Origin of the sequence: Brevibacillus ginsengisoli (assembly GCF_050113715.1) — a bacterium.
Classification (GTDB): domain Bacteria; phylum Bacillota; class Bacilli; order Brevibacillales; family Brevibacillaceae; genus Brevibacillus_H; species Brevibacillus_H ginsengisoli.
Genome location: NZ_JBNJQR010000002.1, coordinates 114,817 through 138,505 on the forward strand (window position 1 = coordinate 114,817; position 23,689 = coordinate 138,505).

28 protein-coding genes are annotated in these 23,689 nt (G+C 44.6%); 24 read left to right on the plus strand and 4 right to left on the minus strand.

All coding sequences use genetic code 11. The features are described from left to right. Position 1 precedes the first annotated feature (1 nt). Positions 2–649, plus strand: coding sequence for a LysM peptidoglycan-binding domain-containing protein (locus ACQCN2_RS04090; RefSeq protein WP_426927626.1), 648 nt, complete (start codon positions 2–4; stop codon positions 647–649). Positions 650–796: 147 nt separating this feature from the next. Further along, positions 797–1,204, plus strand: a complete 408-nt coding sequence (locus ACQCN2_RS04095) for a hypothetical protein (RefSeq protein ID WP_426927627.1) — start codon at positions 797–799, stop codon at positions 1,202–1,204. A 15-nt stretch (positions 1,205–1,219) separates the two neighbouring features. On the opposite strand, the gene ACQCN2_RS04100 is transcribed toward ACQCN2_RS04095, so the two are convergent. Next, a complete protein-coding gene (locus ACQCN2_RS04100; RefSeq protein ID WP_426927628.1) occupies positions 1,220–2,020 on the minus strand; it encodes a polysaccharide deacetylase family protein in 801 nt (266 codons plus the stop codon). Between the two features lie 356 nt (positions 2,021–2,376). Between ACQCN2_RS04100 and ACQCN2_RS04105 the strand changes: the two genes are divergently transcribed. Next, a complete protein-coding gene (locus ACQCN2_RS04105) occupies positions 2,377–2,973 on the plus strand; it encodes a genetic competence negative regulator (protein WP_426927629.1) in 597 nt (198 codons plus the stop codon). A 103-nt stretch (positions 2,974–3,076) separates the two neighbouring features. Here the strand turns inward: ACQCN2_RS04105 and ACQCN2_RS04110 are convergent, their stop codons facing one another. After that, positions 3,077–3,817, minus strand: a complete 741-nt coding sequence (locus ACQCN2_RS04110) for a PIG-L deacetylase family protein (RefSeq protein WP_426927630.1) — start codon at positions 3,815–3,817, stop codon at positions 3,077–3,079. Between the two features lie 124 nt (positions 3,818–3,941). Here ACQCN2_RS04110 and ACQCN2_RS04115 point away from each other — a divergent pair, with 124 nt between their 5' ends. Further along, the gene (locus tag ACQCN2_RS04115) at positions 3,942–5,471 is read left to right on the plus strand and encodes a DnaB-like helicase C-terminal domain-containing protein (RefSeq protein ID WP_426927631.1); all 1,530 of its coding nucleotides are present in this window, start codon (positions 3,942–3,944) and stop codon (positions 5,469–5,471) included. A gap of 58 nt (positions 5,472–5,529) precedes the next feature. Next, positions 5,530–6,822, plus strand: a complete 1,293-nt coding sequence (locus ACQCN2_RS04120; RefSeq protein ID WP_426927632.1) for a Glu/Leu/Phe/Val family dehydrogenase — start codon at positions 5,530–5,532, stop codon at positions 6,820–6,822. 302 nt (positions 6,823–7,124) lie between these two features. Here ACQCN2_RS04120 and ACQCN2_RS04125 read toward each other — a convergent pair whose 3' ends face one another. Next, a complete protein-coding gene (locus ACQCN2_RS04125) occupies positions 7,125–8,096 on the minus strand; it encodes an asparaginase (protein WP_426927633.1) in 972 nt (323 codons plus the stop codon). Positions 8,097–8,182: 86 nt separating this feature from the next. Here ACQCN2_RS04125 and prsW point away from each other — a divergent pair, with 86 nt between their 5' ends. The 15 genes from prsW to ACQCN2_RS04200 all read left to right on the plus strand — a co-directional run bounded on the left by prsW (position 8,183) and on the right by ACQCN2_RS04200 (position 21,190). Continuing rightward, the gene (gene prsW, locus ACQCN2_RS04130; RefSeq protein ID WP_426927634.1) at positions 8,183–8,842 is read left to right on the plus strand and encodes a glutamic-type intramembrane protease PrsW; all 660 of its coding nucleotides are present in this window, start codon (positions 8,183–8,185) and stop codon (positions 8,840–8,842) included. 309 nt (positions 8,843–9,151) lie between these two features. Then, positions 9,152–9,697: a cell wall hydrolase gene (locus ACQCN2_RS04135; protein ID WP_426927635.1), complete on the plus strand. Its 546-nt coding sequence runs from the start codon at positions 9,152–9,154 to the stop codon at positions 9,695–9,697. Positions 9,698–9,720: 23 nt separating this feature from the next. Next, a complete protein-coding gene (gene ypeB / locus ACQCN2_RS04140) occupies positions 9,721–11,085 on the plus strand; it encodes a germination protein YpeB (protein WP_426927636.1) in 1,365 nt (454 codons plus the stop codon). A gap of 161 nt (positions 11,086–11,246) precedes the next feature. After that, entirely contained in the window at positions 11,247–11,930 is a 684-nt protein-coding gene (locus ACQCN2_RS04145; protein WP_426928163.1) for a flagellar brake protein, read from the plus strand. 323 nt (positions 11,931–12,253) lie between these two features. Further along, positions 12,254–12,916, plus strand: coding sequence for a (d)CMP kinase (gene cmk, locus ACQCN2_RS04150; RefSeq protein WP_426927637.1), 663 nt, complete (start codon positions 12,254–12,256; stop codon positions 12,914–12,916). Positions 12,917–12,922: 6 nt separating this feature from the next. Continuing rightward, positions 12,923–13,519, plus strand: coding sequence for a lysophospholipid acyltransferase family protein (locus ACQCN2_RS04155; RefSeq protein ID WP_426927638.1), 597 nt, complete (start codon positions 12,923–12,925; stop codon positions 13,517–13,519). Positions 13,520–13,667: 148 nt separating this feature from the next. Continuing rightward, positions 13,668–14,840: a 30S ribosomal protein S1 gene (gene rpsA, locus ACQCN2_RS04160; RefSeq protein ID WP_426927639.1), complete on the plus strand. Its 1,173-nt coding sequence runs from the start codon at positions 13,668–13,670 to the stop codon at positions 14,838–14,840. 65 nt (positions 14,841–14,905) lie between these two features. Next, complete coding sequence (gene fni, locus ACQCN2_RS04165; RefSeq protein ID WP_426927640.1) at positions 14,906–15,931, plus strand: type 2 isopentenyl-diphosphate Delta-isomerase; 1,026 nt, start codon at positions 14,906–14,908, stop codon at positions 15,929–15,931. Between the two features lie 97 nt (positions 15,932–16,028). Then, positions 16,029–16,694 carry a YphA family membrane protein gene (locus ACQCN2_RS04170; protein WP_426927641.1) on the plus strand — a complete coding sequence of 222 codons (666 nt, stop codon included), beginning with the start codon at positions 16,029–16,031 and terminating at the stop codon, positions 16,692–16,694. A 10-nt stretch (positions 16,695–16,704) separates the two neighbouring features. After that, positions 16,705–17,619: a YIEGIA family protein gene (locus tag ACQCN2_RS04175; RefSeq protein WP_426928164.1), complete on the plus strand. Its 915-nt coding sequence runs from the start codon at positions 16,705–16,707 to the stop codon at positions 17,617–17,619. After that, positions 17,619–17,804: a capping complex subunit for YIEGIA gene (locus tag ACQCN2_RS04180; protein ID WP_426927642.1), complete on the plus strand. Its 186-nt coding sequence runs from the start codon at positions 17,619–17,621 to the stop codon at positions 17,802–17,804. The genes ACQCN2_RS04175 and ACQCN2_RS04180 overlap by 1 nt, the downstream gene beginning before the upstream one ends. Positions 17,805–17,857: 53 nt before the next feature. Next, positions 17,858–19,171, plus strand: coding sequence for a ribosome biogenesis GTPase Der (der, locus tag ACQCN2_RS04185; protein WP_426927643.1), 1,314 nt, complete (start codon positions 17,858–17,860; stop codon positions 19,169–19,171). Between the two features lie 15 nt (positions 19,172–19,186). Further along, the gene (plsY, locus tag ACQCN2_RS04190) at positions 19,187–19,795 is read left to right on the plus strand and encodes a glycerol-3-phosphate 1-O-acyltransferase PlsY (RefSeq protein ID WP_426927644.1); all 609 of its coding nucleotides are present in this window, start codon (positions 19,187–19,189) and stop codon (positions 19,793–19,795) included. Positions 19,796–19,811: 16 nt separating this feature from the next. After that, positions 19,812–20,840, plus strand: a complete 1,029-nt coding sequence (locus tag ACQCN2_RS04195) for an NAD(P)H-dependent glycerol-3-phosphate dehydrogenase (RefSeq protein WP_426927645.1) — start codon at positions 19,812–19,814, stop codon at positions 20,838–20,840. An 80-nt stretch (positions 20,841–20,920) separates the two neighbouring features. Beyond that, on the plus strand, positions 20,921–21,190 hold the full coding sequence (locus ACQCN2_RS04200) for a stage VI sporulation protein F (RefSeq protein WP_426927646.1): 270 nt from the start codon (positions 20,921–20,923) through the stop codon (positions 21,188–21,190). Positions 21,191–21,371: 181 nt separating this feature from the next. Here ACQCN2_RS04200 and ACQCN2_RS04205 read toward each other — a convergent pair whose 3' ends face one another. Beyond that, on the minus strand, positions 21,372–21,902 hold the full coding sequence (locus ACQCN2_RS04205; protein WP_426927647.1) for a hypothetical protein: 531 nt from the start codon (positions 21,900–21,902) through the stop codon (positions 21,372–21,374). 156 nt (positions 21,903–22,058) lie between these two features. Between ACQCN2_RS04205 and ACQCN2_RS04210 the strand changes: the two genes are divergently transcribed. From ACQCN2_RS04210 to ACQCN2_RS04225, 4 genes are read left to right on the plus strand one after another with little or no spacing between them, the layout of a single operon-like run. Continuing rightward, positions 22,059–22,220, plus strand: a complete 162-nt coding sequence (locus ACQCN2_RS04210; protein WP_426928165.1) for a DUF2768 family protein — start codon at positions 22,059–22,061, stop codon at positions 22,218–22,220. 11 nt (positions 22,221–22,231) lie between these two features. Next, positions 22,232–22,528: a 2Fe-2S iron-sulfur cluster-binding protein gene (locus ACQCN2_RS04215; protein WP_426927648.1), complete on the plus strand. Its 297-nt coding sequence runs from the start codon at positions 22,232–22,234 to the stop codon at positions 22,526–22,528. 27 nt (positions 22,529–22,555) lie between these two features. After that, on the plus strand, positions 22,556–22,900 hold the full coding sequence (locus ACQCN2_RS04220; RefSeq protein ID WP_426927649.1) for a 2Fe-2S iron-sulfur cluster-binding protein: 345 nt from the start codon (positions 22,556–22,558) through the stop codon (positions 22,898–22,900). Positions 22,901–22,904: 4 nt separating this feature from the next. Next, positions 22,905–23,624 (plus strand): hypothetical protein, encoded by a 720-nt coding sequence (locus ACQCN2_RS04225; protein WP_426927650.1) that lies wholly within the window; start codon positions 22,905–22,907, stop codon positions 23,622–23,624. Positions 23,625–23,689: the final 65 nt, after the last annotated feature.

The window sequence follows — 23,689 nt, forward strand, 5'->3', positions numbered from 1 at the left end:
GATGAGACGTTCCCGACGCAACAAGAACGTTGTTGAATCCATGGTAGACGATACCGTTAAAACGACTACCGGGTTACCCCCGAGAAAAACACGATTTGCCAAGAAACAAAATGAAAGAAAAAAGATGTTCTTTATCGTAGGGCTTATCTTATTTGGATCGATTGCAATCGGAATGATCAGTTATGAACTTTATCAGGCTAGCCGTAATATGCCAACGGTCCAATATCAAGCGGAAAAAGAAACGACAATCGAGAAAATAAATCAGGAATCTGTGATTCAGGCTGCGAGTGCGAACAAACCACAGCCAACTGACTTACCTGCGCAACCAAAGATGTCGCCTTCAGCCGCTCCAGCCCATGCGAATATGGTGGTTCAACCTGCTGCGGTTCAAAAAACGGATAATGCTGCCACGAAGGCCGCAACCAGTCCTGGAACCAACACTCCCCAGTTGAAATCACAGCAAACCACTCAAAGTGAGGAAAAGCCGAAACTAGCTCGGCACCGTGTCGAGGCGGGGGACACTTTGTTTAAGCTATCGCGCAAGTATTATGGGAATGTGAGTGGAGTTGATCGAATTGCGCGATACAACCACTTGAATCCTGACGAACCTTTACCCACTGGACGTGTGGTTTATGTCCCTTTGCGATAACAATAACTTAATGAAAATAAAGAAACGCTTTCGCCGCCATTTTTTTCAGGCAGCGAAAGCGTTTTTTATAGTGGCTGTCTTTATTCGGCATGTGAAAAGCGCTTCGTCATAAACTTTAGGGAAAGGGACTGAAAAGGGGATGGCAGGATGTTTCTTTTTTTTCAGGACTTATTAGTTGGACTGATCGCTTGGGGTTTTTCCGTGTATGCAGTGAAGAAACTGGCAACCATTATGTTTCTACATCCACACAACTACTCGGACTGGATGATGTTGATCATGTATAAACCCATATCGATACTTATTGCGGGGAGCTTGATGATTTTAAGCACCTATATCCTTTATCAACTGTGTAAAAGACATGTATCCTTGCTACTTGTACGTCGCGCGACTATCGGAATGGAAAGAGGGATTCACGTAGTCATTTTGTTATATGGGATCTTATTGCTTCTCATTCAGGGGAGCAAGTTTCCCTGGGTTTCTGGGACGGTTCTCGTGATATTGTTGGTATATGATTTGGCTCAGTTGTTCGTATGGCAATACACCAGAGATTCTTGAAGCTTGATGTGAGAATTAGTAGGAAGGTAAGACAAAGCGATAATGCTTCTTCTCTAAAGCAGTCAGGACTTCATCCATTTGATTCGCTGTCCATGTACGATCGTGAAACAAGATATTGGCTCCGTTGTGAATGGTACTCATAACCTGTTCGCAAATTCCCCCAGGGTGCTTATAAACGGAGCGCTTCCAGTCAAGTGAGCCTACGGACCAATTGATTGTACGCATCCCTAGTTCAGTTGCAATACGCTTGGAGTCGTCAGTCTTGGCGCCATATGGCGGGCGAAAATAGGAAGGAAAACTTCCGGTAATGTCTTGAATAACCATACTGGTACTTCTGATTTCCTCTTGTTGGCGAGTCGGGGACACCTTGCGCAGATTCGGATGCTCCCACGTATGATTGCCAATGATATGGCCTCGCTTGGCTATCTCACGGAGCAGTCGGGCTTTTTCCGGTTTGATCCGAAATGTGCCGTCTTTTCGCTTATCTGCCACTTGTCTTCCATTGACAAACCAGATGGCCTTGGCGTGATGCTTGTCAAGTACATTCAACAGTTTTTGAGTCGATTTTCCGCTGGGGCCGTCATCGATTGTAAGCAAGACGATATTTTCGTGATTACCATGAGGGCCTACGATGCGGTACGTCCCCTCTTGCACATAATAGCCGCCGTGATCCGTAGAACGGGTTGATTTAAAAGCGTCTAATAGCCTAGCTGGAGGCTGAATCGAGTCGGGTTTGACAGTGAGAGATGGATAAAGGAAAGATAACGTAAGGAACATGGGGAATGTTAACGAATACAGAATACATCTTCTACGCATGCTTTTCACCTCTTTAACATTGTTTCCCGGGTAAGCGCAGATCATGACATTCTTCAGCATGTTTCTGGCATTCTCGCCGTCAATTTCTGAACGACACCTTGAGCGTTCCTTCCTACTTTGTCTTGTCCAAAATATGTGATATGATAAGAGAACCCTGCAAGAATGGATGATGCATGGGCAAGTTCAAAACATCACATCATGGCAGGTCAAAAAGACATACACCTGTCCATGGAATGTGCGGTACATACTCAACCTTTTCAGGATGCGGATTTAAAGAATTCGAGTATGGTGCTGAGAACTATTACAGGCTTCCTAACATAACCTGTAATACGACTGGATGGCGAGGAGGGACAGTCATGCGTGTAGAACGCCTTGGTCATGACAAGATACGGATCTTTCTTACGTTTGACGATCTTACAGAACGGGGCATCGAAAAAGAGGATATGTGGCGTGACATTCCTAAAGTACATGAACTGTTCAACGACATGATGGAACAGGCCTATGAAGAACTGGGATTTGAAGTGTCTGGACCTGTGGCCGTTGAAATCTTTGCCTTGCCAGCTCAGGGAATGGTCGTTATCGTTACTCGCGGTAAAACGGGCTCAACCGTTGAGAAGGAAGAGGACGATGACGAGACTGTCTACGAGATGGAGGTAACGCTGGAGGAAAGCGACCTTATTCTCTATTCTTTCCGAGACTTCGAACATCTAGTAGAGGCTTCGCATCGGATTAATTCACTGTTAACCAATGGTGGAAGCATCTATTTTTATCAGAATAAATACTATCTTGTGCTCGAGGAAGTTGATATGGATCAAGAGCGCTATCAAAAATTGATTGCGATCCTCTCTGAGTATGGCGAAGCAACACCGACAACGATTCATATGATTGAGGAATATGGAAAAGTTGTCATGGAAGACGATGCCGTTAAGGAATTATGTAAGAGGTTTCGATAAATGCGCACGCCAAGGTAACAACGAAGGACACCCTTCCAAGATGGAGGGTGTCCTTTTTGATATCGAAACAAGTAAGCCCAATAAGGGTATGTAGATGACATGATTACAAGATGCCAGAGAATAGGTCTGTCTCTTTATCGGACAACACGTAGTCTGGAATGTTATGCCAGGCAAGTATGTAATAGTTAACAGATCGTACATGGGTGTAATCTCCCTGACGTATACCTGGGAAGACTCGGTCCACCGAAAGATGCTGTGTACGATGGGCCAATAAAGCATGGGCAACGGTTTCTACACATTCCTCACACTCGATTTTCGTCGTAATAACATCGAGCGGGTCTGTGTGAATGTTCTTGACCCCGATAAAAGGTTCTGTTGACGGAAGCGTGACATGATACAGCTTTCTTACAGAGGAATCCCCGATTGTTTGAACGGCCACAGTAGTAGCTTCAGAAATTCTACGGTGATCTGGATGTCCAGAGATCCCATGCGGAGCAAAGGTGATCACGACGTCAGGCTGATCACGATGAATTGCTGCTGTAATCTGACCGACCAATTCCTCTATCGGCACAGTGTCTACTTGCTTATCTTGATAATCAAGGATTTCAACAGAATCAATTCCAAGGATTCGGGAAGCCTCTAACAGTTCTTGTTCTCGTACCTGAGGAAGCTCCTCTACTGTACAGATTGGAGGATTTCCAGGTTTTCCAGCTTCACCTCGTGTGGCACATAAGAGAAAAAGTTGGGTATTAGGAAGTGCCGCGTACTTCGCAATGGTTATACCAGTCGCGAAGCTTTCATCATCCGGGTGGGCAAATACAAGTAAAATTCTACGGTCAGACATGAAGAACCTCCTGTTGGGTGAAGATGTGGAAATTAGAGATGCTATTTCCAGTATACTATTGATTCCCAAAGAAGGGTGAACGAATTACACTAGAGGTATACTCACAAAAGAGGGGGAATTCAGGATGTCCGAACAGTTGCACGAAATCAAGACAGTGACCAAACGATTCTCCTGGGAAGATTTAGACGAATTGCTGGTGAATTACGCCAAGCTATTAAATTCTGATGCTTATGAATATTTAGGTTCAAGAGGAATCACTGAAGAAACAGTCAGAAACTTCCGACTCGGATTTGAACCATCCATTATCGGATTTCATACCGCTAAAGCGGGTATGTTAACTGGATACTTCAGTAATTGCATTGTCTTTTCCATTGTCGACCTGCATGGTAAAGTTATTGATCTGGTCGGCCGTTCGATCGACGATAAGGAACCCAAATACCGCAGTTTATTGGGCCGGAACGAGTTGTTTTTTAATCATTCGGTGCTAGATGTGGCTGAGGATATTATTCTCGTTCGGAATCTATTTGATGTTCTGTCACTTGAACAAGAACAATTGCCGGCTGTGTGCATTCCAGACATGTCGCTGTTTCGAGAACATCATGCAGCCGCGCTTAAGAACAAGCGTGTCTTCATTTGCTACCCGAACGACGAACCAGGACGACGTGAGAGCATAAAAATAGCTACGATGTTAGAAGGTATCGCCACCGAAGTGTTTATTGTGCATTTGTCGGAGGGATTGCGAGATGTGAATGACTTGTTTTGTCGCCAACCAAATGCCAATGAAATCTTTATGGAGCTATTAAATGTTGCGGTTTCGGAAAACCTAAAATTGCCGGTATTTCCCGACGTGCGAAGTTTAACGGTTTTTACCGAAGAGTATACCAAACGGCAAAAAGGTCTCGTGGGCGGAGTTCCTACTGGTTTCACGGATCTTGATGAGAAGCTGATTGGCGGACTACGAACAGGGTTGTATCTCATCGTTGGCAATGTGTCCACGGGAAAATCCATGTTTCTTCGCCAAATCGCCGATCAAATAGCCGAAAATCAAACTCCCATCGCTTATGTATCTTGGGAAACGACGGCATATGAGCTCTGGTGCCGCAGTATTGCAAGAGTTCTCAAAGTACCTTCACAAGAGATTTTAGCCAATAAAATTGAGGCCTCAACTATTCTAAAAGCCTCTCATTCTTATGCGCGAACCGCCAAGAATATGTGGACTTTGGAAGGGAATTTGGAAACAACCTTGCAGGAGATGGAAGATTTGATCACCCGGATTATCCAATCCATTGGCAAAGCGCCGATCATTATGATTGATAACTTATTTAGAATTACGTATCGTGATCGGCATGGCAATGTCGTTCATAACGATCAAGCCATGACCGTATATCGTTTGCATCAATGGTCACGGCAATGGAATACGTCAGTCATCATCTCAGCGCCCCTTAATCAAAGCAACAATTTGGAGGTTCACCCATTAGTGGAAGCTTCTGTTGACACATTAATTCATTATGAAACAACTCCTTGTGAGGACTCCTGTCTATCTGATGTGGACTGTGTGAAATTAAACGTGCTAAAAAACCGAAATGGCACACTTGGAACCGTACAATTACGCTTTGATAAGCAAAAAACCGAATTTTCTTCTTCTCAAGTCTGAAACAAGCGTGTATACTTAACGATGGATTTACCGACATACTTTTCTGAGGTGGTAAAGAATGGGTAATCACGAAGTGGTAACCGGAAACGCCCAAGGGTCTGAAAAAAATCAAGAAAGCTTGAACTTGTTGACATCTACCCAAACGGTGATTAAAGAAGCTCTTGATAAGCTAGGTTACCAAGAGTCAATGTACGAACTGTTGAAAGAACCTATGCGTGTCCTCACAGTACGGATTCCGGTTCGTATGGACAATGGTGAAGTGAAAGTATTTACGGGCTATAGAGCTCAGCACAATGATGCAGTTGGACCAACTAAGGGGGGTATTCGCTTTCATCCGGAGGTAAGTGAGGATGAAGTGAAAGCGCTTTCGATCTGGATGAGTTTGAAAGCGGGTATCGTTGACCTTCCATATGGTGGAGGTAAGGGTGGAATTATTTGTGACCCACGCGAAATGTCCTTCCGAGAATTGGAACGTTTAAGCCGTGGATATGTTCGTGCAATTAGCCAGTTGGTTGGACCGACTAAAGATATTCCTGCTCCAGACGTATTCACCAACTCTCAAATTATGGCGTGGATGATGGACGAGTACAGCCGTATCCGCGAATTCGATTCTCCAGGATTCATTACAGGTAAACCAATTGCACTTGGCGGTTCTCATGGTCGTGAAACGGCTACAGCAAAAGGTGTAACCATTTGTATCCGAGAAGCACTAAAACGTCGTGGAATCGATTTGAAAGGCGCGCGCGTGGTTGTTCAAGGCTTTGGTAACGCAGGTAGCTACCTTTCCAAATTCATGCATGACATGGGAGCCAAAGTTGTTGGGATTTCTGACGCTTACGGTGCCCTGCATGACCCGAACGGCTTAGATATCGATTATCTTTTGGATCGTCGCGATTCCTTTGGTACAGTAACCAAGCTGTTTACCAATACCATTACCAATAAAGAATTGTTGGAACTGGATTGCGACATTCTCGTACCAGCAGCAATTGAGAACCAAATCACTGCTGCAAACGCTCACAACATCAAAGCATCCATCGTTGTGGAAGCGGCTAACGGACCTACTACACTGGAAGCAACTAAAATCTTGACCGAGCGTGGTATCCTGCTCGTTCCAGACGTACTTGCAAGTGCTGGTGGCGTAACGGTATCCTACTTCGAGTGGGTACAAAACAACCAAGGTTATTACTGGACAGAGGAAGAAGTAGAAGAAAAACTGGAGCAAGTGATGGTAAGATCATTTGAGAGCGTTTACTCTACTTCACAAACTCGCAAGGTAGACATGCGTTTAGCTGCCTACATGGTTGGGGCTAGAAAAATGGCGGAAGCATCCCGTTTCCGTGGTTGGGTATAAAACATCGTAACGTAAAAAGCTGTTGTCTGTTCTGCAGACAATGGCTTCTTTTTTATGTGGAGTGAGAAAACATGGTATTATGGAAGGATCTGGTGGATGAGCGGAAAATTAAGACAAAGGAGAGTGTGTATCTGTCGAGATTGTGGATGATATGCTGTTTACCGCGGGAATCATCATTTTTGGGTCTCTAGTGGTAAGAGGATATCTCTTGGGGTGCAATCCGAAAGTCCAACCTTTTCTGAACGAAGAAGAGCCCTCTTGTTGAATCCAGAGGGCTCTTTGTTTTCATTTATAAATCACTATTAATCTTCAAAATACTTCTGCAGCTCATCGAAATCGTGTGTTTGTTGGAGGGCCACAATTAATTTGAGGCGCGCTTTTTGTCCATTAAGACCATTGGAGAAGATCATCCCCATATCTTTGAGACGTTTACCGCCGCCTTCATAGTCGTAAATGTCTTGGACCGTACCGTTATAACAGCGAGAGACGATGACTACCGGGATTTTTTTGGACAACAGCTCTTGGAAAGTTGGAACAATCGCAGGAGGAATATTCCCTGCTCCAAACGCTTCAATAACCACACCATCAATTGGTTGGGTCGTGAGGAAGGAAATCCAGGCTGGGTCCATACCGGCCACTACTTTAATCAATGGAACATTACCGTTCGCGTGTGTTACGGTATAGTATTCACGTTGCAACGGCGCATGGTGGTAATGAACCGTTTTCTTGCTAATCGTTCCAATCGGGCCGTACTGTGGTGACTGGAAGGTGGCAACGTTGCTTGTATGCGTTTTGGTCACGTGACGAGCGGCGTGAATTTCGTCATTAAATACAACCAACACACCTTTATTGCGGCTGGTTGGCTCAATTGCGGTTCGAACGGATGAGATCAGGTTAACTGGGCCATCTGCTCCCAATTCATTGCTGGAGCGCATCGCACCGGTCACGACGATCGGAATGGAGATTGGAAGGGTTACATCCAAAAAATAGGCTGTTTCCTCCAATGTATCTGTTCCGTGAGTAATGACCACCCCGTCGTATTGATGGGTTTGAACTTGTTCTTCAATCAGTACCCGAAGATCGTTCATGAGGGCGGGAGTGATATGTGGACTTGGCAGGTTTAACCAATTCATCATCGTTACATCCGCATATCGTTCTATATGAGGTAAAATATTGATCAAGGCTTTATCATCTAATGGCTTTACATGTTCTTCAGCATCATCAACTGACATGGCAATCGTTCCGCCAGTGTTAATTACCAGTACTTTGCTCATTTTCGTCCCTCACTTGTTGCGGGTTTTCAATCACTATTAATCATGGTACGATGAATGCTAGTCTATGTAAAGGAGCAATACACAAAATGATTGCCTTAATCGGTGCCGCGATTGCACCCGGTATTGCTTTACTCTGTTATTTTTATTTGCGGGATAGTTTGGAACCCGAACCGATCTCTATGGTTGTTCGCTCATTTATCTTTGGGATTCTTCTGGTTTTTCCGATTATGATGTTACAATATGTTATTCACAACGAATGGGAGCTTAATCATCCGTGGTTTCAGGCCATTATTTCTTCCGCTTTAATTGAGGAATTCTTTAAATGGTTAGTGGTCTATCATACGGCATACAAACATGTCGAATTTGATGAACCTTACGATGGAATTGTTTACGGGGTGGCCGTATCCCTTGGATTTGCTACTCTTGAGAATATTTTTTATCTTTACTTAAACGGAGTGGATGTCGCGATTTGGCGCGCTTTTTTGCCTGTATCTAGCCATGCGCTATTTGGTGTCTGGATGGGATTCTACATGGGAATTGGCAAATTCACGAAACATTCCGGTAAGAAAATTTTCATGCTGGTCATTTCGCTTCTTCTCCCGATCCTGTTGCACGGGTTCTACAACTTGATTTTGCTTTCTTCTCAATATTGGTTGTGGTTTATTATTCCATTCATGCTCATACTGTGGTGGATTGGTTTAAGAAAAGTGCAATTCGCTCATGAGCTTGGTTCTAAAACACGATAGAATCGTCCAAAATAAATGAACAAGGAGGAGGGTCTATCGTGCTAAAAACCGATCGAACAAAAGTGACCATTCACTGCAACATATGTGGAGAACGTTATATTCTCAGAGGCCGCCGAGGACATGAAGGAAAAGTAGAGACGGGTTTTAAACAGTGCTTATGTAATAATGAGCGACATTTTGATGTTGTCGAAACAGATAGTTGAAGAGAAAAAGAAAGAACTGGAAACCGCCAGTTCTTTCTTTTTTTGTATATTTGCGCTATCAGCCACTCACACTAAGCCAAGAAAGAGCAATACAAGGAGGAGTTTCATGGTGAGTAATCGACAAGTTCTCATCTGGTCTATCGCTCTTGTTTTAGGAATAGGAAGTTGGGTTGGCTTTACATATGCGCCGTTGAACAAGTTATGGTCGGAAGACGAACCTAGCGTTCAAGCCAAAGAAACTCAATGGAGTGCCCCAGCTAACAACTCTGCAAAAAAGACGTTCCATCCTTCTGCCTTGTCTGATAATGATCTCAAGATTTTGGCCAACGCCGTCTATGGAGAAGCGAGAGGTGAACCTTATACGGGGCAGGTAGCGATTGCAGCCGTCATTATAAATCGTACCAAGAGCCCTTCTTTTCCTGATACAGTCTCCGGAGTTATTTTTGAACCGGGAGCGTTTACAGCGGTCTCAGACGGCCAAATCTGGCTGACACCAAACGATAAGGCCAAAAAAGCTGTTCAAGACGCGTTAAAGGGATGGGATCCGTCAGGAGGATGCACCTACTATTTCAACCCTGATACCGCTACTTCCGCATGGATCTGGAGCAGACCACAGGTGAAGCGGATCGGTAAACACATTTTTTGTAAATAATCTATGAAAGGAGCGGTTTTAGCATGGTCTATGGAGGGGTATCCAAGGTTTTGTTTCCGGTTGCTGCAATAGCTCTAGTAGGGGCTGGAATGTGGGGTTACCAGGAGCACAACGAGAAGAATTCAATCTTGATTAAGGCTGAAAACCAATACCAAAGAGCGTTTCACGATTTGAACTATCGCGTGGATAAATTGCACGACGAATTGGGCAAATCCCTTGCGATTAATTCACGCAAACAAGCAACGCCATGTTTAACGAATGTCTGGCGACTAGCCTATGCGGCACAATCAGATGTTGGGCAACTGCCATTGACTTTGATGCCGTTTAATAATACGGAGGAGTTTTTGGGAAAGGTAGCCAGCTTTTCTTATAATGTGGCTGTTCGTGACCTTAATCAAAATCCGCTGAGTGAAAAAGAGTACCAAACCCTAACGACACTTTACAAGCATTCTCAGGAAATTCAAAGCGAGTTAGCCCATGTCCAATCCAAAGTAATTGATAACAAGCTCAGATGGATGGATGTGGAATCAGCCCTTGCTTCAGACGAGAAAAAATCGGACAACACCATTATTGACGGTTTCCGCAAAGTGGATAATAAAGTAAAGGAATATGAGGATTTGGATTGGGGCACATCCGTACAAAGTCTAGAAAAGAAAAAGAAGCAACGCATTCAAGGGTTAACCGGAAAGCAAATTACCAAGGATGAGGCTGTACGAATTGCCGAGAAGTTTACTGGGATCAAAACGAATCAGGCTAAATATGAAGTGGATGAGAACGGCTCTGGTGAATCCTATTCTGCCTATAGTGTGCGGATTACCCAGAACCCGAACCAACAACACTCTATGCATCTGGATGTTAGCAAACGAGGTGGACATGTTGTTTGGTTGTTAAACGAACGGGGAATCGATGGAGAGAAGCTTTCCATGGATCAAGCGAAGAAACGAGCGCAGGAGTTTCTCAATACTCATGGATTCCCGAATATGGTCCAAACAGAGAGTGACAGTTATTCCGGACTCGCCGTTTTTACCTTTGTTCATGAACAGAATGGAGTCCGCATCTACCCGGATTCTGTCTTGATCAAGGTTGCGCTTGATAACGGAGACGTACAAGGCTTTAAGGCGGAGGAATATCACTTTAACCACAAGTCAAGAACAATTCCGAAACCTAAACTCACCATGCAAAAAGCAAGAACAATGGTGAACCCGAGAATGAAGGTGACCGAGCAACGTTTAGCTCTCATTGATGGAAAGGACGGAAGTGAGAAGCTATGCTATGAATTTACGGGAAGCTTAGGTCAAGACTTGTATACGATCTATATTAACGCGCAAAATGGCGATGAAGAAGAGATTGTGAAGATGGATACTTTACCAGGGCAAGACAGAACCTAATCATTCCCAAAATACCTGAGACTCGGTGCCAGCCGGGTCTTTTTCTTCTTTTAACACCAATCATAGCAATTTCCAAAGTTATAAAGGATGTGCCTTTTTCTTCTAAGAAAAGACGTGTATAATAATGGGTATTGGGAGTGAAGGGGGAACAGTACTTGATTGTGCTACCACAAATTGGACAAGTAATCTGGCTCAGTCCATATACAACATCAATTGAAAGAAGTAAACTTGTCTATAAATCGCGTGTTGCGGATATCCAAAATGACATGATCATTATTGAACTTCCTATCAATGAAACTCATCCGAGCGGAATAAGCTCTTATGTAGTTGGTTCAAGATGGCAATGCTGGTATATAGGCGGGGATGGCTCTCGTTTTGATTTTCAAACCGAGATTATCGGCAAACGTCGCGAGAACATTCCGATGCTGGAATTGAAGCCTCCTGTGAAAACTGAGGTAACCAGGACGCAGAGACGCCATTTTGTTCGGGTGTCGACTCATGTGGAAATTGCTGTGAAGATAGATGATCGTGTTCGCAACTATCACTTCCTTGCCCGAACCATAGATTTGAGTGGAGGCGGGCTGGCTTTTTCTTGTCCTGACAAATATACTTTGCAAGAAAAAGACCAATTAAAAATTTGGCTGGCTCTACCGAGTAAATCAAATAAAGTTGGGCATGCTTATGCCGTTGGGGAAATCATTCGAGTGAAGCGGCCAGAGGAAAAAGGCGGTAATCAGTGGGTCTCCGTCAATTTTATGGAGATTAAGGAAGGAGACAGAGCCAAAGTAATCCGGGCGTGCTTTGAGCGTCAACTGGAGCTGAGAAACAAAGGGATAGGGGAATAACTGATATTTCAAGAGGCGAGAAACAATGCGCAGACGAGATGACTATCCAATTCGCTATGGAAGGTTTTCCTCCCGAATAGAACGATACATACTCACCTTGATAATTGCTTCGACAATAACGTTAATCCTTGGTCAAAGTTTGTTTTCCTTCGATTCCGTTCGACATTTTCTGGTTGAAACAGAGCGGTGGGAAGGAAAAACACAGACACCTTGAAGTTTGCGCCACCCTATTTTTTGTGGTAGGATAAACCATAACAGCGGTAGAACTCTAGCAGGCTTGTCCTGCTTTTCTTATTTTCAACTTAGTAGGTGAAACTTGAATTATGAATATAGCTATTGATGGACCAGCAGGGGCAGGAAAAAGCACGGTTGCCCAACAAATCGCCTCTTCACTGGGGTATGTGTATATCGATACGGGTGCCATGTATCGTGCGTTAGCATGGGCTGCTCTTAAAGAGAATAACCCAACGACAGATGAGGCAGCAGTTGCTGATCTTTTACGTTTTTCCCAGATTGAGTTGAAGCGAATGGACGGCTTGCAGCATGTCATTTGGAATGGACTTGATATTACGCAAGAAATTCGTTCACCAGAAGTGAGCAACAACGCTTCTATCGTCGCCAGCCATGGACAGGTCAGAGAACTGATGTTGACTTTGCAACGCAATATGGCCAAGCAAGGAAATATTGTGATGGATGGTCGTGATATTGGTACGCACGTCCTTCCTGATGCTGAACTGAAGATCTTTTTAACGGCATCGATAGAAGAACGCGCTCAGCGTAGATACGCCGAATTAATTGCTAAAGGCTTCGATGCTGATCTCGAGCAATTAAAGCAAGAAATCGCAGAACGTGATAAGCGAGACTGTGAACGCGAAGTAGCTCCCTTGCGTCAGGCCGAAGATGCCATATTGGTGGATACCACTGGACAGACGATCGAGCAAGTGGTTCAACATATTCTTGATATCTGCAAAAGAATAGGAGAATAGGTTCTCGTGAGCTATTATATTGTTTTTCGCGGCATTTTTCGGGCTATTTTTTCTGTATTTTATCGCTGGCAAGTAAAAGGGGCTCATAATGTCCCGGCTGAAGGTCCTGTCATCCTATGTGCCAACCATATAAATAACTTTGATCCGCCGCTTCTTGGCAGTGGAATAGAACGTCAAGTTCATTTTATGGCCAAAGAAGAATTGTTTAAGATACCAGTGGTCTCGTTTCTTATTACCAAATTTGGCGCTTTTCCAGTGAAACGGGGAGCAGGCGATCGTGCCGCTATTCGGTCCACTCTCAAAATCTTGGAAGAAGGCAAGGTTTTGGGAATTTTTCCTGAGGGCACGCGCAGTAAAACAGGCGAGGTAGGCCAAGGATTGCCTGGATCTGCTATGTTTGCACTTAAATCGGATGCGCGAGTGATTCCGGTGGCAATCGTCGGACCTTACCGATTATTCCGACCAGTTACAATTATCTATGGGAAACCGCTTGACTTGTCTCTATATAAAGAAGGTAAGGTAACAGGAGAAACGATGAAGGAAGTAACCGACCTGATTATGCAGAACATCAAGGATCTCATTTCACAGCATCGAAGTGAATAGGATGGATATTGGTATTGAATGCAAGAATTAGTTAAATACTATGTCTGCGTATCTGGGCTTTAACGTTCAACCAACCGCCAAAAAAAGTGGATGGTTAATGAATATATAAGCGTCATGAGAAATGGATGGTGCTCAAGGAGGTTTAGTCATGGTGGAAGAAATGAACAACAGTCTAACAGAGGTCAAAACAATTTCTGTAGGAGACGTGATCAAAGCCAAGGTGACCAAGGTGGAAGACAAACAAGCTTTGGTTGATGTCGGGTACAAATACGACGGACTGATTCCGATTAGCGAGTTATCCAGCCTTCATGTTGAGAAGGTATCAGATGTGGTGGCAGTTGGTGACGAATTTGAAGTGAAAGTCACCAAATTGAATGATGAAAAAGAAGAACTCGTGGTCTCCAAGAAAGCCGTTTCCAGTGAAAAAGCTTGGGATGAATTGGCGAAGAAGATGGAGACAGGAGAAATTATTGAAGCGGAAGTAAAAGAAATCGTCAAAGGTGGATTAGTAGTAGATATCGGGCTGCGCGGCTTCATTCCAGCTTCGATGGTAGAACGCCACTTTGTAGAAGATTTCAGCGACTATAAAGGTCGTTCACTTTCATTAAAAGTTGTCGAGATGGATCGTGAGAAAAACAAAGTGATCCTGTCTCATAAAGCAGTACTTGAAGGTGAAGCCTCCACTCAGAAGAAAGCGGTGTTAGGAAATCTTCAAGCAGGTCAAGTGCTGGATGGTACTGTTCAACGCTTAACTGATTTTGGTGTCTTTGTTGATATCGGTGGCGTCGACGGGTTGGTTCACGTCTCTGAATTAGCTTGGCACCGCGTGGAGAAACCAGCGGATGTGGTTGCTGAAGGCGATAAAGTGAAAGTGAAGATCCTTAAAGTCGATAAAGAGAACGAGCGCATCAGCCTCAGTATCAAAGAAGCGCAACCAGGACCTTGGGATCAAGCGATCGGTCAATTCAAAGCGGGAAGCGTAGCGACAGGAACTGTAAAACGTCTGGCAAGCTTCGGCGCATTTGTTGAACTTGCGCCTGGTATTGAAGGACTTGTCCACATTTCTCAAATCGCCAACCGTCATATCGCTACACCAGGTGAAGTACTGAAGGAAGGTCAAGAAGTTCAAGTCAAAATCCTTGATGTGAATCCTTCCGAGCAACGCATTAGTTTAAGCATTCGCGCATTGGATGAAGAGAAGGTTGAAAAGCAAGAGCGTGAAAACAAACGGGAGACCCAAGCCTTCCAGCAAGAGAATAACCAAGGATTAGGTGTTACACTAGGTGATCTGTTCGGTGATTTGAAAGACAAGTTCAAATAAAAGAAGAGATGAGGGGATACGCTGGGGTTACTGGCGTATCCTTTTTTGGTAAGGAGATGATGAAGGTGGATCGCTCCACTAGAAAAATTGAACATATTCAGCATACTTTAAGTACTGGTGAACGATCTTGGGGCAGTTTGGATGAGCTTCATTTTATCCCGAACAGTTTACCTAACATATCTTATGTAAACACAGATATCAAAACAACAATCGCAGATATTCCACTTTTGTCTCCTATTTTGATTAATGCCATGACGGGAGGAGCGGAAGCCGTCACCAGCATCAATCAACAACTGGCGATTTTAGCTCGGGAAAAGAATTTGGCGATGGCAGTAGGCTCTCAAATGGCAGCCATTAAGGATCCCATACTCATTCCCTCCTATCGAATTGTTCGTAAGGAGAATCCGTCAGGCGTTTTATTTGCTAATCTAGGCGCAGAAGCATCGGTGGAACAGGCAGTAGCGGCAATTGAGATGATCGAAGCAAACGGTCTTCAAATTCATTTGAACGTGATTCAGGAATTGTTGATGCCAGAGGGAGATCGAGATTTCACAGGGTACTTGAGGAATATTGAAAGAATTGTCTCAACAGTTCCAGTTCCTGTGATTGTCAAGGAAGTAGGGTTTGGCATGTCACGTGAAACAATTCGACAGCTGCAGGAAATAGGCGTTCGCGCAATTGATGTTGGAGGGTCAGGTGGAACGAATTTTGCCCGAGTTGAGAATTTGCGCAGTTCCAGGCCTTATCCGATGTTTGACGACTGGGGACTTACCACTCTGCAAAGCATGCTGGAATCCCGAATAGTAAGGTTGGAGAATACTTCGATTATTGCATCCGGTGGCATTCGCCATGGCCTTGATATTGCGAAAGCGCTTGCCTTAGGAGCTAATGCTGTGGGGATTGCCCAACTGTTTCTGCGGTTGGTTAGACAAGAAAGTGTTGAAGCGGGGCTAGAAGTTATCGATGAGCTTCATCACCAGCTGCGTATTGCCATGACGGCTCTGGGCGCCGCTGCAATTACCGAATTGCGAGATGCTGCCTTTACATTATCTCCCCAAATAGAGAGCTGGGCAAAGCAACGAGAAATTTGATAAAAACTTTCTAGCTTATGAAAAGTGAATCTGCGAGGCATACTTAGCTGTAGACAGATTTGCTTTTTATTTTGATAAGGGAGTTTTGCTAGCTTTTATGAACGATGGCATTCTAGCGATGATTGTTCAGTGGACGCTTTTGGTTTGCATTTGGATGGGGTCTTTTGATCGGCAATTAAATCGGCTTGGGTTGGCAAGAGCTAGCGCCTTAGCCGTACTAACAGTAGTATTGGTTTGTTCCTATGCGAGTTGGCAGCTTTACTTTCTTCCTGTTTACGTTAACGTTAGTGGAGGCATTCTCCCATTCTTGTTATCAGGATGGATATGGATGAAACTGCCTGCCAAAGGAAAAGAATACACGTTGGCCTCAAGCGTGTTATTGGCGTGTGTCATCCTGTTCATCAGGAAATTGATTTTCTGGGATCCCGTTTTGCTCATCCTTGATGAAGAACTGTTAATCCCGATTGCCTGTTTGTTCCTAGTCTTTCTCTTGAGCAGAAGATTGGAACAGCAATGGTTTCTGTTGATTGTTTCCGTCCCGTTGGCGGATGTGTTTTATGTCTTTAGTAATTTACAGGCGTTGTCCCGCTACTCACAGGCAGTCATTGGCAGTCCCGAAGCACAAGATCGTTTGTGGATCAGTATCTCACTTTGGATCATTACAATGATCACTTTAGCGTTTTTCAACAGGTTTGCCGCTTTCTCGAGAAAATCACTTCAAGTGTTGTTCAAGTGGAAATCAAAAACAGAACCTAACAGGTGATGATGCTGTGATTCTAAAAATATTACATGCGAACGAATTCGTCATTCCATTGATTCTTGGAATAGGCTTTGGAGTGGCGTGTCGAATGTATTTACTTCGTACGGATTATCGCCAGTACCCAACCTACCCGCATGGAAAAGTAATCCACGTGGCTTTGGGAGTAATCGCTGCTGCCCTAGGTTCAGTAGCGATTCCTGCCTTTATCAAGGAGAACTATACTGCTATTACGTTTCTCACCATAGCTGCCCAACAATTTCGTGATGTACGTACAATGGAGCGGTCAACTTTAACGGAGATTGACAAACAGGAGCTAGTGCCGCGAGGAGGTTCTTATATCGAAGGAATTGCCAAGGTGTTCGAGGGGCGGAATTATCTCGTTATCCTAACTTCCTTCGTCACTACTTTAGCCACTGTGAGATTTAATTCTTGGCTGGCAGGTGTCATCGTAGGTATTCTTTCGCTTATCCTATCTCGGGTGCTCAAGACTGGACATAATCTGAAGCATATTGTCGATATCCAAGCGGGCGAAGTGAGATTGGAAGGCCACAACCTATATGTCAGTGATATTTATATCATGAATATCGGGTCAGAAGATGCGCAAAAGCAGATCCGTGAACATGGGCTTGGACTGATTCTCACGCCAAAGAATCTGAACGCAAACATCACCATTTCTCATCCGGGTCAGCGACAAGCGATGCTGCATGATGCGTCAACGGTTTTAGGGGTGTATACGGATGAGGGAGAGCCATCTTTAACTCCGCTTGCGAAGCGAGATATGAAAACAGGACGAATTGGGGTCTTTTTATTGCCGATTGTACATGATATGGAGAAAGCGATCGTTGTCGTGGGAAATACCCCGATCATTGAAAGTGCTATCCGAATGCCAGAGGAAGCGGCAGTCTATCATCAGGGAGCGAAACGATAATGGCTGATAAAGGGATACTCGCTGTCATCACAACTAAAAAAGAACAAATTGGTGGAGGGGCTCCAATCTTTGTGATGGAGAACCATGAAGAATTGCAAAAAACGGCGTTCACGTTAGAAAAAATTCTGGATGGGATGATTCACTATGTAACGGAGGAAACCCTAATCATTGTTCGTCATCGTTGAATTATGATATGATGAGCAAGTGAAAATAGAGATGAGAGAGAGTGTTGTGAAACATGGGATTACCAGTAGTTGCGATAGTGGGTCGACCGAATGTAGGGAAATCCACGATATTTAATCGTCTTGTTGGAGAGCGGATTGCGATTGTTGAAGACAAGCCAGGCGTTACTCGCGACCGACTCTACGGAAAAGGCGAATGGCTCAATCAATACTTTCACGTCATCGATACTGGTGGGATTGAAGTTGGTGATACCGATGAAATTCTCGTTCAAATAAGACATCAAGCCGAACTGGCGATTGACGAGGCGGATGTTATTATTTTTGTGGTTGATTTACGTTCTGGTGTAACGGATGCCGATATGGAAGTAGCACGGATGCTGAACCGGACGAAAAAGCCGATCGTTCTGTGTGTCAATAAAGTAGACAACCCAGAGATGCGTAACGAGATTTACGAGTTTTATCAGCTAGGTGTTGGTGATCCATTCCCGGTATCCGGAAGCCATGGACTTGGACTTGGTGACGCGTTAGACGAAGTGTTGAACCACTTCAAGAATCGTGAAGAAGATGAGCGTACAGAGGACCAGATTCGGATCTCCATAATTGGACGCCCAAACGTAGGAAAATCATCCTTGACAAATGCCATTCTTGGGGAAGAACGAGTGATTGTAAGTGATGTGGCCGGAACCACACGTGACGCCATCGATACACCGTTTGAACGTGAGGGACAGGAGTACGTATTGGTCGATACAGCTGGGATGCGTAAACGAGGGAAGGTATATGAGGGCACGGAGAAGTACAGTGTGATGCGTGCACTCAAGGCCATTGAAGATTCTGACGTCGTGCTGGTCGTCCTCAATGGGGAAGAAGGCATTATTGAGCAAGACAAGAAAATCGCGGGATACGCGCACGAGGCGGGAAAAGCGATTATCATCGTGGTGAACAAATGGGACGCGTTGGAAAAAGACGACAAGACCATGCAGCGTTTCACCGAGCAAGTTCGCGATGAGTTCAAGTATTTAAGCTATGCGCCAATTCTGTACGTATCGGCCAAGACCAAACAGCGAGTACATACGATATTGCCAAAAGTAAACGAAGTGGCAGAAGCACATTCGATGAGGGTTCCAACCGCTACGTTGAATGATTTGATTACAGACGCAACCATTATGACACCGCCGCCTTCTGACAAAGGAAAGCGTCTGAAAATCAATTACACGACGCAGGCGACTGTCAAACCTCCGACTTTCATTCTGTTTGTGAATGATCCTGAGTTAATGCATTTTTCCTATGAACGCTACATAGAGAATAAAATCCGGGAAGCGTTCGTGTTTGAAGGAACACCAATTCGTATTTTGACACGGAAAAAAACCTAGGGAGAGAGAAGTAAGATGAGCTGGATCTTGTCCTTCGTGATTAGTTATCTTCTTGGATCGATTAGTTTTAGTTATTTGATTGCCAAGAAAGTAGCAGGCATAGACATTCGTATGCACGGAAGCGGCAACGCCGGAGCTACCAATACCCTGCGTGTTCTCGGTAAAGGTCCGGCAGTTCTCGTTCTTCTATTGGATGCATGCAAAGGTCTTGCGGCAATGGGCATTACCCATCTGTTAACAGGTGGGGCCCCTGTTGCCTATGCATTTGCTGGAATTTTCGCCATAATTGGGCATAATTGGCCTGTTTTTTATGGTTTTCGTGGTGGTAAAGGGATTGCCACAACAGTAGGTGTAGCGCTCGGACTTTCACCGATTGCTTTTCTTATTAATGCTGTCATTACAGTCTCCGTGATTGCCATTACGCGTTTTGTATCACTCGGATCACTGGTTTTCGCGACACTTTTGCCTATTCTGTTGTTTATCTTCGCCAAGGATCCCGTTTTTGGTTGGGTAAGCATGTGTATCACGATTTTTGCTTACGTACGCCATTATTCCAATATTGTTAATTTACTTCAGGGCAAAGAACGCAAGCTTGGAGATTCATCGAATAAAAAATTACGTTAAACGGAGGGGAAATGTTTTGACCCAAGACGTAGTTGTGATTGGTGCTGGTAGCTGGGGAACAGCACTAGCATCTGTTTGTGCAACCAATCAGCATCAAGTTACCCTTTGGGTTCGCGACCCCCAAGTTGCAAATGAAATGAATACACGACATACCAACGAAAAATATTTGCCTTCCATTCAATTGCCTTCGAACATTTATGCCGAAACGGATATTCGTAAAGCGGTAGAAGGCAAGAAAAATGTTTTAATGGTGGTACCGTCTCATGCAATGAGAGAGGTTGCGCATCAGATCTCTCCTTTTTTGTCAGATGATACCTTGTTGATCCACGCGACCAAGGGATTTGAATTAGACACACTTAAAAGAATGTCGGAAGTTATTACAGAAGAAGTATCACCAGAGGTAGCCAAAGGACTTGTGGTCTTGACAGGACCAAGTCATGCTGAGGAAGTGGTACGCAAATCACCGACAACCATTGTCGTTGCGTCGGACTCGAACGAGCATGCCGCGCTAGCGCAGGATTTGCTCATGTCATCAACGTTTCGCGTATATGCGAATCCTGATATGATTGGCGCTGAGATTGCTGGCTCCTTGAAGAATATTATTGCGCTTGGTGCGGGAATGTCAGATGGACTTGGTTTCGGGGACAATGCCAAAGCTGCCTTGTTAACACGTGGATTGGCTGAAATCGGTCGCCTGGGTGTGAAGATGGGCGCAAATCCACTAACCTTTGCAGGGTTAGCCGGAGTAGGGGACCTTGTTGCGACGTGTACCAGCAAGCACAGCCGTAACTGGCGGGCGGGGTATATGTTGGGACAAGGCCAAGATCTGGATACGGTGCTGAAACAGATTGGAATGGTTGTAGAGGGTGTTCGTACGACCAAAGCTGCCCATGCCCTTGCGTTAAAAGAACAGGTCGAAATGCCGATTACTCACGTGTTGTATAGCGTGTTGTTTGAGGGCCTTAATCCGCGTCAGGGCGTAGAAGATCTGATGGGGCGCGGTCGTCGATTTGAAATGGAAGATATTATCAGTTATCAGATATAAGCAAGCTCTCGTCTCATCACCATTCCCAAAGCTCCTTCATACGATAAGGAGAAACGATAGGCGTTTAGGGAGGGGTATTGGTGAACAAGAATTTATCTCGTCGGCTGTTGGATAAATTAACAGGAAATGGGAAGAGCTCTGTAGATGAAGAACAACTTCGCTCGATTGCGCAAAATGTAAATAAAAACGACTTCGAGGATGAGACCAAACTGCGTCAATTATTGCGTACACTGGCAACTATGAGCGGCAAAACCTTAACGGAGGAGAAAGAGGCCAAGATCATCGAAATGTTCAAGAACAAGGAGATTGATCCAAACAATCTACAATCCATCTCCAAGTTTTTGAGGTAGGCCTCCGGTCTAGATCTCCACGGATTTGGGCGGTATCACAAGTTCCCATAAAGAGTGAATCACATACAGTAAAACTAAGAACCATCATGGCTCTACAGGGGCGTGGCTGGTCTACAGTTTGAACTCGCGCAGCATCGTAAGCAGGTTGCGCGAGCCTTTCCGCAAAAAAAAGAGGGATTTCTTATCCCTCTTTTTTTCGTTTTGATTTGTTTGTAGAAGCGGTATTGCTTGAAGGTTCGGTGTTGCTTAAGGGACCTGTATTGGATTGCTGCAAGAGATTTTGGACTAGCGGAGATTGAAGGATTGATAAGAGTTGCCCAATGTCAAGATTCCCAAGAGCACCCGATAGGCCTGATCCTTGCGATTGTTGTGGTTCATCAGCCTCTACCTCGGCATGTTGATGTGGGTGTTGATGAGGGTGTTGATTTGGTTTGGTCGTAGTCGTAGCCTGTGGTTTCGCTGATTTTCTTCCCAACGAATCGAGCATCTCCATAGCTCCATAGATCGTATCCATCGTCTCTTCCATTTGTCGGATCGTGCTGCTGATTCCTTTAATATTGTCCCGCATTTTAAGTACTGACAAGCGTATATCAGTGGCTGGCGGTTCCTTCTTGGGTGTAATCGCCAGCAAGGCGTTAGCTTGACCGAGTACACTCCGATCGACTTTTTTACTAATCGGCGTATATGGATTGCGCCATTTTCGCGTATTCATGTCATTCCCTCCATAGGCGAATATCTTCACGATAGTCTATGCGAATGCCCTGAGCTAGGTTCGTAACTGGGAATCTGTGCTATAATGACAAAGATATAGATTTTACCAAATTGATTGTAAAGGGCGAATACAACCGATATGGATCCAATGACCAAAATGTACATCTCCATCGTGGCAATCCTCTTGATGTTTGCGTGTAATTTTATGATCGTATATGCCCGTAAGCGGAGCGGATTTATTTCTCTTATTCTTAAAACTGTAGCGTTTTTGCTTTTACTCGCCGTATTTCTTATGATTATTACGGTGTTATTGTTCTAGGGGGAACCAGCATGAATCAATTGACACTTCATACACGTAAAGGGACGCTTCAAATCGGGTTACAGCTGGATCGAACGATTGTCAAGCTGGCAAAAGAGCACAAGATCAGCTGGGGGTATGCTTGTGAGCGAGGGAACTGCGCCCAATGCAGGACCAAAGTACTGAAGGGCTCCGAGCTTTTGAACGAAGTAACCCCTGAGGAAAAACGAAGATTAAGAAAAACGGAGCTAAGCGAAGGGTATCGCTTAGGCTGTCAAATCCAGATAAAGCATCTGGGTGAGATTGAATTAGCTCATACTCCGTATTAAGTTCTCATAAAAGGAATGAATCATAAGATGCCGAAACTAACCTTCTTACCTAGCGGAAAAAGCGTCAAGGCCAGAGTAGGCCAGAACGTTATTCATGCGGCGCGTGCAGCAAGAGTCGTAATTCCTCAAAGATGCGGCGGACATGCATCTTGTCAAATGTGCAAAATCATCGTGGAACAAGGTGAATTGTCTCCGCCATCCGTACTGGAGCTGCGGAAGCTGCCTGAAAAAGATTTGCAAGCAGGAATACGCCTCTCCTGCCAAGCCAACGTCACGGATCATGACTGCACGGTACGCATTCCCGAACCTAAGCTCAAATCAATCGTACAAGCGGCTCTAAAAGCCCAGCAAGCGCAAGAAGAGGAGTTCTAGACGAATGAAGACTAGTACTATCAAATTCCCTGTTTTGTTACTGATCATGGCGATCCTTTTATCAGGCTGTATGTATCCCCATGAGCGGCGATTGGAAAATCAGGCGCCTAGTTCGTTTTATTTGGATGAGACACAGAAGGCAGTGGAGCAGTTTCAAAAAGATCAAGGGGTCTTGCCGATTGCCACCAAGCCGGCGGATACCCCGATTTTTGAACGATACACCCTTGATTTTTCGCGGTTAGTTCCTCGATACATACCAGATGCGCCCGCAAACTCATTTGAAAAAGGCGGAGTCTATCAATATACACTAATCGATGTGGAGACCAAACCGACTGTCAAACTCATTCATTTGGGGGTCGTGAGCAAGGTTGCGGATATTCAACAGCTAGTAGACCGTTACAGAAATCAAACAGGAAAATTGCCATTCAAGGATCCTGTGGATCAAGGGTACTTTACTATTAATTACGATCTCTTGCGCACGCAAGAACCAGAGATTCGAAGCATGGTCACAAATCAATTGTTAAGTTTGCTTATCAGTAAGACGGGAGAGGTAGGTGTGAACTACGCTCCTGATCTTGCGGGGTTCATTCGTAATTCCAAATCCAAGGTTCAATCAAATCAGGATCCTCGTTACCTGATGGCGCAAGAGTCTATGTTTGTACCGGTAAAATCATTTCCGTACACAATGATCAAAGGAGAACCACACTTGCTAGAGATTCCTTAGAGTTAATAGACCAAGATGACATACAAGGATCGTCAAGGATTCTTAAATAAATAGCGTTCAAGTAT